This window comes from Iodobacter sp. (genome assembly GCF_025352645.1).
In the GTDB taxonomy this organism is placed as follows: Bacteria; Pseudomonadota; Gammaproteobacteria; order Burkholderiales; family Chitinibacteraceae; genus Iodobacter.
On record NZ_JANXSO010000131.1, the window covers coordinates 20,756 to 30,240 of the forward strand.

Annotated in this window: 7 protein-coding genes; 6 read left to right on the plus strand and 1 reads right to left on the minus strand. The window is 48.6% G+C overall.

Translation table 11 applies throughout. From position 1 onward, the window contains the following. Positions 1-255 precede the first annotated feature (255 nt). A complete protein-coding gene (locus tag Q0R17_RS15220) occupies positions 256-786 on the plus strand; it encodes a YfaZ family outer membrane protein (protein WP_293936292.1) in 531 nt (176 codons plus the stop codon). A gap of 85 nt (positions 787-871) precedes the next feature. Here the strand turns inward: Q0R17_RS15220 and Q0R17_RS15225 are convergent, their stop codons facing one another. After that, positions 872-2,086: an MFS transporter gene (locus Q0R17_RS15225; RefSeq protein WP_293936294.1), complete on the minus strand. Its 1,215-nt coding sequence runs from the start codon at positions 2,084-2,086 to the stop codon at positions 872-874. Between the two features lie 124 nt (positions 2,087-2,210). Between Q0R17_RS15225 and Q0R17_RS15230 the strand changes: the two genes are divergently transcribed. The 5 genes from Q0R17_RS15230 to Q0R17_RS15250 form a co-directional block, all read left to right on the plus strand. Next, positions 2,211-3,383, plus strand: coding sequence for a phosphoglycerate kinase (locus Q0R17_RS15230; RefSeq protein ID WP_293936296.1), 1,173 nt, complete (start codon positions 2,211-2,213; stop codon positions 3,381-3,383). A gap of 240 nt (positions 3,384-3,623) precedes the next feature. Beyond that, entirely contained in the window at positions 3,624-4,139 is a 516-nt protein-coding gene (locus tag Q0R17_RS15235; protein ID WP_293936298.1) for a cupin domain-containing protein, read from the plus strand. Between the two features lie 289 nt (positions 4,140-4,428). Beyond that, on the plus strand, positions 4,429-5,472 hold the full coding sequence (fba, locus tag Q0R17_RS15240; RefSeq protein WP_293936300.1) for a class II fructose-bisphosphate aldolase: 1,044 nt from the start codon (positions 4,429-4,431) through the stop codon (positions 5,470-5,472). A gap of 425 nt (positions 5,473-5,897) precedes the next feature. Then, the gene (locus Q0R17_RS15245) at positions 5,898-8,054 is read left to right on the plus strand and encodes a DUF6531 domain-containing protein (protein ID WP_293936303.1); all 2,157 of its coding nucleotides are present in this window, start codon (positions 5,898-5,900) and stop codon (positions 8,052-8,054) included. Positions 8,055-8,072: 18 nt separating this feature from the next. Continuing rightward, positions 8,073-9,485, plus strand: a 1,413-nt coding sequence (locus Q0R17_RS15250; protein ID WP_374759878.1) for a hypothetical protein, incomplete at its 3' end; no start/stop codon positions are given.

The following is a 9,485-nucleotide window of genomic DNA, read 5'->3' on the forward strand; positions in this document are numbered from 1 at the left end:
TGCGCTTTTAATTAAATGGCTTAATCGGGTTTTTTAATATATTACATAAAATAAAAATGCGTATTTGATAAATAAAAAAATACCAATCCTTTGTGAATAGGATTTTTTTGCCTTATGGTTTGATGGATAGCTTTAGTGCCACAAAGAATCACCACGCGGCAGCTCTAAGCAAAACAGGTATTAATCGCCTACCCAAAGGATATTTCCCAAGTTTATGATTCAACGTATATTTTTCATAAAACGACTGGAGTGGGCATGAGTAAAAAACTATTAGGCACAATTTTTGCGCTGTCTCTACCTATGGCAGCACAAGCGGGTGATTTAACGGCTCGCGTCGGTGATGGCTTTTTTGGCGCCTCATATGAAGGCAGCATTCTATTATTAACAACGAGTGCAGATTGGTTGAGTAACGATGGCAAGGGCAATATCGGTTCATTAGGTTTAGGCGTTCAAGCGCCGCTGGGTATCGCTAAATTTAAAGCGGGTGGTAAGTTGGTGTATATGAATTTAAAGCATCAAGACAACCATTACGCTGCTGCTTTAGGTGCTGGGGTTGATATCCCTGTTGGCGCATTTACCGTTTACGGCCAAGGCTATTTCGCGCCATCTGCATTATCGAGTGATGTGGACTATTACAAAGAAGCCCGCGCTGGTGTGCGTTGGGATATGACAAAAATGCTCGCCTTGGATGTGGGCTATCAATACGCTTATGTGAATGGAAAAGACCGCAATCCGTCCGTCACCATGGCCAATGGTGTTTATGCAGGCGCACAGTTTAGTTTTTAATTCTGCAATGAATTTAAAAAACGCAGCTGTTTAGGCTGCGTTTTTTTTGAGAGCTTACTAGCTAAGGTATGCGTGGTTTCTGGCTTTAATCGATTTCCCGAATCACTTTCATTTTTAAAGTCATCAGCCCCATCATCACGGCCAGCAGTAGGCCAAATACCGGCAGCACCCATTCAATGCCAATATGCATAGAAAATAGCCCAGTCACTAGTGCATAAGACAACGGTGCCAGCCCCATAGATGCCATAGAGTTCAGGCTCATAATCCGCCCCAGTTTTTGCCGCTCGGTATAGTGCTGAATCAAGGACATCATCGGTATATTATTGGCCGCCACTCCAAGACCGATGAGCACTTGCAGGGCGAGGGCGAGCGGTAGCCAATTGGCCAGTGCTAATGTCGCTAGCAGCAGCCCTTCAATGGCAATCACCACGGTAATCATCAGCAGGCGTTTTTTGCTAGGCGGATAAAGTGTAAGCAGCAGGCCCCCCAGCACCATGCCTGCGGCAAAAGCGCTTTGCATAAAGGACAGCGTGCTGGCATTGCCCTGCAGTAAGTCGGTCACAATAATGGGGATGCCCAGCCCAAGCGGCCCCATAAATAGCAGATTGGCTGCGGCATAAACCAGCATCAGTGCACGTAATACCGGCGTTTGGATGGCGTATTGCACGCCTTCTTTTAGCTCCGCCAGCATATTAAAACGGACACGTCCTGCGACTAGGGCCGGTTCGTGAATCATTGCTATGGCGATCAGGCCCAGTGCCAGCATGATGCCAGTGAGGGCAAACACCACTTCATAGCTAAATAAGGCCAGCATCGCACCGCCCAGCACGGGGCCAAACACGAGGCCAATCTGATTGGTGGTCAGCATAATGGAGTTAGCGCGGGTTAAATCGTTGTCGGCCACAATATTGGGCACGAGTGCATCGCGGGCGGGCCAGAAAAACGCATCCAGCGCGCCGTAAATCAGGGCAAACACAATCATAATGCCCATGCTGATTTTGCCCGCCGCCAAGAGGGGGATCATGGCAAACAGCAGTAGCACCCGTAAGCCAACCGAGGCCAAGATAATATGGCTGCGCTTTATTCGGTCGGCCAAAACGCCGCCCACCGCCATCAGCAAAATACGTGGCACCGAGCCCGCTATCATTACCAGCCCCAGCTGCTCTTTAGCGCCCAGCGTGTTAATCACTAGCCAAGTTTCGGCCAGCATGGCCACGGCCAGCGCAAAGTTGCTGACAATACTGGCCAGCCAGAGTAAGAGGAAATTGCGATTAGACAATAGTGCTGGTGCTTGCTTCATAGATCTCAGAATCGGTATGTTAGAATTCGTATTCTGATATTAAGCGTTGGCAAGCTTAGGGCGGTATGCTCTGCTTGCGTATTTACAATGGTTCTTACTTATTCACCATTCAAAGGAAACCACTATGGCTTTTCGCAAGATGACCGAGCTTGAATTAACGGGCAAAAAAGTACTGATCCGTGCCGATTTGAATGTGCCGGTAAAAGACGGCGTGATTGGTGATGACACCCGTATTCGTGCTTCTATTCCAACGATCGAAGCGGCCTTGCAAGCCGGTGCTGGCGTGATCGTAATGAGCCATCTGGGCCGCCCTACAGAGGGTGAGTTCCAGCCAGCAGACGATCTTGCCCCTGTCGCAAAGCGCCTTGGCGAGTTGATGGGCCGCAACGTGGCCGTGGTGAATAATTTTAATGGTTTTGTGGTTAAAGCGGGTGAGCTAGTCTTGCTGCAAAATGTGCGCTGCAATAAAGGCGAAAAGAAAAACGCTGACGAGCTAGGCCAAGCCTACGCTGCGTTGTGCGATGTATTTGTAAACGATGCCTTTGGCACGGCTCACCGCGCCGAAGCCTCCACCCATGCCGTGGCTAAATTTGCCCCGATCGCCGCTGCTGGCCTGTTAATGGCGGGCGAGTTAGATGCGCTGGGTAAAGCACTGAAAGCGCCAGCTTCACCGCTGGTGGCGATTGTGGCGGGCTCTAAGGTATCGACAAAACTGACGATTCTTGAAACTTTGTCAGATAAAGTGGATTACCTGATCGTAGGCGGCGGTATTGCTAATACGTTCTTGTTGGCCGAAGGCCATGAAATTGGTAAATCTTTAGCCGAGGCTGATCTGGTTGAAAACGCCAAGCGCGTCATCGCCAAAATCCGTGCCCGTGGTGGCGATGTGCCATTGCCAAGCGATGTGGTGATCGGCAAGCAATTTTCACCGACTGAGCCCGCTGTAATCAAGGCCATTGGCGATGTGGCAAGCGATGATATGATTTTTGATATCGGCCCAGATACTGCTGCAAGGCTTGCAAGCGTATTAAAAACCGCAGGCACCATCGTTTGGAATGGCCCGGTAGGTGTGTTTGAATTTGATCAGTTTGGCAAAGGCACCGAAGTGATTGCCCGTGCTATTGCTGCATCGCCTGCATTCTCGATTGCGGGTGGTGGCGACACGTTAGCTGCGGTGGCAAAGTACGATATTGCAAAGGATATCAGCTATATCTCAACCGGCGGCGGCGCATTTCTTGAGTTTTTAGAAGGCAAAGTATTGCCAGCGGTAGAAATTTTAGAGCAGCGCGGCGCGTAAGCTTCGGCGGGGTTTGTTTCGCTTAGGGCGGGTGAAGCCCGCGTATTTGTAGGGTGGGCAGGTTTTATGCCCACGCGGCTACAAAGCGTGGACACGACCGTGTGCCCACCCTAAAAGTGAAAACGTAGAGATGGTTTTACGTCTTTTATAGACGGCACTTCTGTACTCTCAGTAAGATTAACGCCAGCAACGATGCTGGCGTTTTTTTCGCCTGCTTAAATTTAGAGAAGAGGATAAGCAATGACAACTCGGCCCCCTTTTATCAAACACTGGCAAGAAATTCAGGCGGAAGATAATGCCTGTTATGCCAATAGCCAAGAAAAACTATCCATAGGCTCGCCCTTTGGCCGCACTTTTGGCCTGACCCGCCTTGGTATCCATCACGAGCTATTGCCGCCTGGCCGTCGCACCTCATGGCCGCATGCTGAAAAAACCGAAGAAGAGTTTATTTACGTGATTGAAGGCACTCCCGATTGCTGGGTAGATGGTGTCTTGCATCGCTTAGCTCCTGGCGATGGGGTGGGGTTTGTGCCAGGCACCGGCATCGCCCATACCTTTATTAACAATACCAAGACGGATGTCCGCCTGCTGGCGGTGGGCGACACCAACCGCGCCGATAATAAAGTGGATTACCCACTGGACGCCAAGAAAAACCTCGTCAATGGCGATTTTCACTGGCACGACGCGCCTAAGCAGCCACTGGGGGATCATGATGGTTTGCCCGATCAGCTGCGCGAATCAAACGGGCCTTTTTAAACGAGGCATGGTAAGTGCAAAGCTGCGGCTTTTCACTGCAAGTGGTATTACTCACCATACATGGAGTATGTCGAAGTCATGTTTTGGTTGGGTGGTTTTGCAGTGTAGTGGCTTTGCTAGCCACCGTAGCGTGGCAAATTCAGTTAGTTCTGCCACTTAAAGCTTGGCAGAGTGGTTTTAGCGTTTTCCCGAATGATGTAATTCCGAATGCCGTAATTCCGAATTGGGCTGAAGCGGATATAGATCTACTATGTGTTGCATCGCAGCAACCTTTTTCTGGATCTTAGCCATGTCACTCGTATCCCTTCGCCAAGTTCTCGATCACGCCGCCGAACACGGTTACGGCGTACCCGCATTCAACGTAAATAACCTCGAACAAGTTCAGGCTATTTTGCAAGCCGCTGATGCTACATCCAGCCCGGTTATCCTGCAGGCCAGTGCCGGTGCGCGTAAATATGCAGGCGAGCAGTTTTTAAAAACGCTGATCGAAGGCGCAGTAGCCAGCTACCCGCATCTGCCTATCGTAATGCACCAGGATCACGGCGTTAGCCCCGCTGTTTGCTTAACTGCAATCAAGATGGGCTTTACCAGCGTGATGATGGATGGCTCCTTATTGCAAGACGGCAAGACACCATCAGACTACGCCTACAATGCTGCGGTGACGGCCGAAGTGGTACGCATGGCCCACTCTTGTGGCGTATCGGTAGAAGGCGAGCTGGGCTGTTTGGGTAGCTTAGAAACCGGCATGGGCGAAGAAGAAGACGGCGTAGGTGCAAACCGCGTCTTAAGCCATGCCGAAATGCTGACTGATCCGCAAGAAGCGCTGGCTTTTGTGAAAGCCACCGGCGTAGATGCACTGGCGATTGCCATCGGCACCAGCCACGGCGCATATAAATTCACCAAGCCACCCTGCGGCGAAGTATTGGCAATTGATCGCGTGCGCGCCATTAACGCCGCAATCCCCGATGTGCATCTGGTGATGCACGGCTCATCTAGTGTGCCGCAAGAATTGCTCGAAGAAATGCGCAAATACGGTGGAGAGTTGAAACCTACATGGGGAGTTCCCGTAGAAGAAATCCGCCGCGCCATCCAGTACGGCGTGCGCAAAATCAATATCGACACCGATTTGCGCCTGGCCATGACCGCCGCCATCCGCCGCCACTTGGCCATGCACCCCGCAGATTTCGACCCCCGCGCCTACCTAAAACCCGCCATCGTCGCCATGCGCGAAATATGCGAAGCCCGCTACGACGCCTTTGGCGCGGCAGGGATGGCAGAGAAAATGAAACCGGTATCGCTAGAGAAAATGGCGTTGCGGTATAACAAGGCTTAAATATTAAGCATTAATAAAAAGGGGTGAGCACGAGAGATCGTGCTCACCCCTTTTTTAATTTTTAAAATGGCGAGGATGAATTTTGTTGCACTCTGAATGTATTGATGTAATACACCTTATTTATACATAGATAAAATTCATGTAAATCTAGCTCTCAAGTCTGTTTTTCAATTTTAGATTCTGAAAGGATTTTTTTTAAACATTCAATATGGGTGATTTTTTTAAGTAGGCGAGCCTAAATAGGATGGGGTGTAACGTCTGGCTAAAAAATAAATAGTGTTGTTGATTTGATTGACGTATGAATTAATATAAGTCTATGTGTTGTTTTTTTGTTGGTTTAAGTCGTGTAGTGTTTTTCTAGAGGCCTTTTGGGTAATTACAGGCTTGTTGAATAAATTGTATGCTTCGTTTTGGGTGTGAATTTAATGAGAAATTTTTTATTTGTTGTTTTGTTTTGTTTTTTTGCGCCAGCAGCGATTGCTTGTTCTGTTGTTGTGAGGAATAGCGGTGAAACAAACAAGCTATATACCTATACTTGCGATTCAAGAGCTAAAGCCACTGGTGCATGTATTGAATTTGCTAGTAGCAGAAATTACCCTGAATATACTGCGTATTGTCGAGATCGGTTAGTGAGTGGGGAGGGGGTTGGATGGTTACGTACGGGGCAGTTTACTTCTGATTATGGTCATTTTTTTTATTGTTCAGACTATGAGTTTCGTGGCCCAGTTAGTCAATCTTGCCGTCCCAAATGTGATGCGGGATTTTATTTGTCTAAAGCAAGCATCTGCCAGCCTCGTATCCCTTGCCCTAACGGTTTATGTTTGGAGCCAGAGCGGGGAACCCCAAACGTTTGCTCGGGTAACCCCATAAATACAGCAACAGGTAACAAACTTCAAATTGAGTTTGATTTTATATGGGGGAAGAATAATAAATTCACTCGATATTACAATGGAAATAGTAATTTTGAACAAGGACTAGGTATTGGTTGGAAACACTCTTTAATGAGACGTGTTACTTCTGTTCCTCTTTTATCATATTTTCCTCCTCCGGCAAATGATGTTGATCCAGATTGGCTTGCTTATTATGGTGTAGTAAGCAGTACTGCAACTAGTGGGATTAGCCATTATTTACTTGAGCTTGGAAATGGAAAAAATTTTGCATTTAACAGCAATGGTGAACCTCAAGTTGCTGCTGAAGATAATCCTTATAAGCTAGTTATTTCTTCTAGTGGTTTTACCATTAAAGATGGTATTAACACTGAAAGTTATAATAAGCAGGGAAAGCTAATTCAGATGAGCAAGTTGAATGCTCCAATAGTGACACTTGCTTATGATGAGTCTGACCGTCTTATTCAAGTATCGGATCAATTAGGGGACAAATTAGTTTTTAACTATGGCAATTCTATTTACTTAGCTAGTGTGCAAGCAAATGAAGTAACCGTTGCTTCTTATGCTTACGATGCTGGGCGTTTGAGTAAGGCGACTTATGCTGACAACACCAGTCGTCAGTACCTCTACGAAGACACCCGTAATCCATCTTTACTCACTGGCCTAATCGATGAAAATGGTCAGCGCTTTGCTTCGTGGGCTTACAACGAGCAAGGTCAGGCGATTTCGTCCGAGCATGCTGGTGGCGTGGATAAATTTACGCTTAATTTTGGCGGTGATCCTGCCAGCGGTACGCGCTGGACAGAAGAAACAGATCCATTGGGATCGGTAAGGCGCTATCAGTTCAAATTGATCACGGGAACATGGCGTTTGCAGGGCAAGGATCAACCAGGTGGCGCAGGCTGCAGTGCAGCAAGCAACAATCTGCTCTACGACGCCAACGGCAATGTCACCAGCCGTACAGACTTTAACGGCAATAAAACCACCTACGTTTACGATTTGGCGCGTAATTTAGAAACCAGCCGCACCGAAGCCGCTGGTACACCGCTTGCTCGTATCATCAGCACCGAATGGCATGCTACATGGCGCTTACTGCTTAAAGTGATCGAGCCTGGCCGTGTTACTAGCTTTGTGTACGATGCCAAAGCCAATCTGCTGAATAAAGCCATCATCGCCGACGGGCAAACCCGCCGCTGGAGCTGGACTTATGGCGATTTTGGGCAAGTTAAAACCAGCACCGATCCAGATGGTAAAACCAGTAGCTATCAATACGATGCTCAAGGTAATTTAACGACGCTAACTAATCCTGCTCAGCAGATTACTCAGTTCACCCGTTATGACGCCAATGGCAATCCATTAGAAATCCTTTCGCCAGATGGAATTAAATCGACGCTGACTTATGACGCGCGAAACCGCTTAATCAGCAAGCAAACAGCGAGCGCCCTCAGCCAGTTTTCCTACTGGCCAACCGGCTTATTAAAACAAGCGTCACTACCCGATGGGCTGGTCATTAACTATCTTTACGATGCAGCACATCGCCTGAACGAAGTGAAAGATAACCAAGGCAATCGTGTGGTTTACACCCTGAATAAAGTGGGCTTACAGGAGCAGGTGGATCGATACGATCCAGATGCCACCCTCGCTAATGGCCTGCTGCAAGTGCAGCAAGCGCAATCCACTCAGCCTGCTCGATAATATTTCAGAGGTAAACCGATGAAGCTACTTAAAACCTTGCCCGCTATTTTGGGCAGTATGCTCAGCTTGGGTGTGCTTGCTGCACCCACTGCAATCACACCCGCGGCATCATCCGTCAGTGCCTTGCCCACTCATGCCGCTGTAATTAGCCGCTTTCAGCGTTTTGATGCTTTAGGCCGTTTAGAAAAAGAATGGGATGCCAAAGGCCAGATCTATAGCTACAGCTATGACGCAAACGGCAACCGCCAGACCAGCACCGATCCGCTGGGGCGGGTGACGCGCTATGAGTACGATGCTTTAAATCGGCTCAGCAAAAGCACTGATGCGGCGGGTAAATCTACGCTCATGAGCTACGATGCCCGCGATAATCTGGTGCAAGTCACCGATCCTGAAGGCTTTAAAACCAGCTATAGCTACAACGGTTTTGATGACCTGATTAAATTAGTCAGCCCCGATACCGGCACTACCAGCTATACCCGCAGCCCCAGCGGCCAGCTTAAAACCCGCGTTGACGCCAGAAAAAAGACCGCCACGTACAGCTACGACGATCTGGGCCGTGTAAGCAGCATTAACTTTGGCGATGGCGTTCAGAGCTTTACTTACGATACGCAGCTCAAAGGCAAACTCGCCAGTATCACCGATCCAAGTGGCGGCACGGCCTATCGCTATGATGCACAGGGAAATCTTGCTCAAACGCAGACCCAAATTGGCACCGTAGTGGGCACGGTGGCTTACTTATCTAATAGTAGTGGTCAGCTGGAGCGTATTACCTATCCTAGTGGCACAATGATTAGCTATTTGCGTAATGCCACAGGGCAAATCAGCAGCGTGCAAATCAATGGAGCAACCCTGCTTGATCAAATCGTTTGGTCGGGCAATATGGGGGTGCAAAGCTGGCGCTGGAGTAATGGTCAGCTTTGGGCAAGGGTGGCAGAGAACACTGGCCTGCTTGCTGGGCAAACGCTTGCCGACGGCAGCCGTACTTATACTTACGATGCAGTAAGCAATCTGCGCCAAATCACGGACGTAAACGCCCCACAGCGTAGCCAGCAATATAGCTATGACGTGATGGACAGGTTAAATTTGGTCGTCAGTAATAGCACTTCTTTTAACTACTATTACGACTTCAACGGCAACCGAACCGACCAAACCATTGGCGCGGCAACCACAAATTATAAGCACGACACCCAAAGCAATCGCCTGCTCTCAACCACTGGGGCAAATCAAGCCACTTACACTTACGATGCTGCAGGTAATCGGGCTAACGATAATGGTTGGGTGCTCACTTATAACAACGCTGGCCGCTTAATCAAATCCACCAAGGGCACGGCTACGCTTAGCTACACCTACAATGCCCTTGGGCAAAGGGTGAAGAAAGTTGCACCAAGTGGCACAAGCTTATTTGTTTACGATCAGCAAGGCTATTTGATC

What these genes read in the sequence shown, in the direction of transcription:
- Q0R17_RS15235 (WP_293936298.1), top strand. Translation starts at nt 3,624, where the DNA reads ATGACAACTCGGCCCCCTTTTATCAAACACTGGCAAGAAATTCAGGCG.
- fba (WP_293936300.1), top strand. Translation starts at nt 4,429, where the DNA reads ATGTCACTCGTATCCCTTCGCCAAGTTCTCGATCACGCCGCCGAACAC.
- Q0R17_RS15220 (WP_293936292.1), top strand. Translation starts at nt 256, where the DNA reads ATGAGTAAAAAACTATTAGGCACAATTTTTGCGCTGTCTCTACCTATG.
- Q0R17_RS15225 (WP_293936294.1), bottom strand. Translation starts at nt 2,086, where the DNA reads ATGAAGCAAGCACCAGCACTATTGTCTAATCGCAATTTCCTCTTACTC.
- Q0R17_RS15245 (WP_293936303.1), top strand. Translation starts at nt 5,898, where the DNA reads ATGAGAAATTTTTTATTTGTTGTTTTGTTTTGTTTTTTTGCGCCAGCA.
- Q0R17_RS15230 (WP_293936296.1), top strand. Translation starts at nt 2,211, where the DNA reads ATGGCTTTTCGCAAGATGACCGAGCTTGAATTAACGGGCAAAAAAGTA.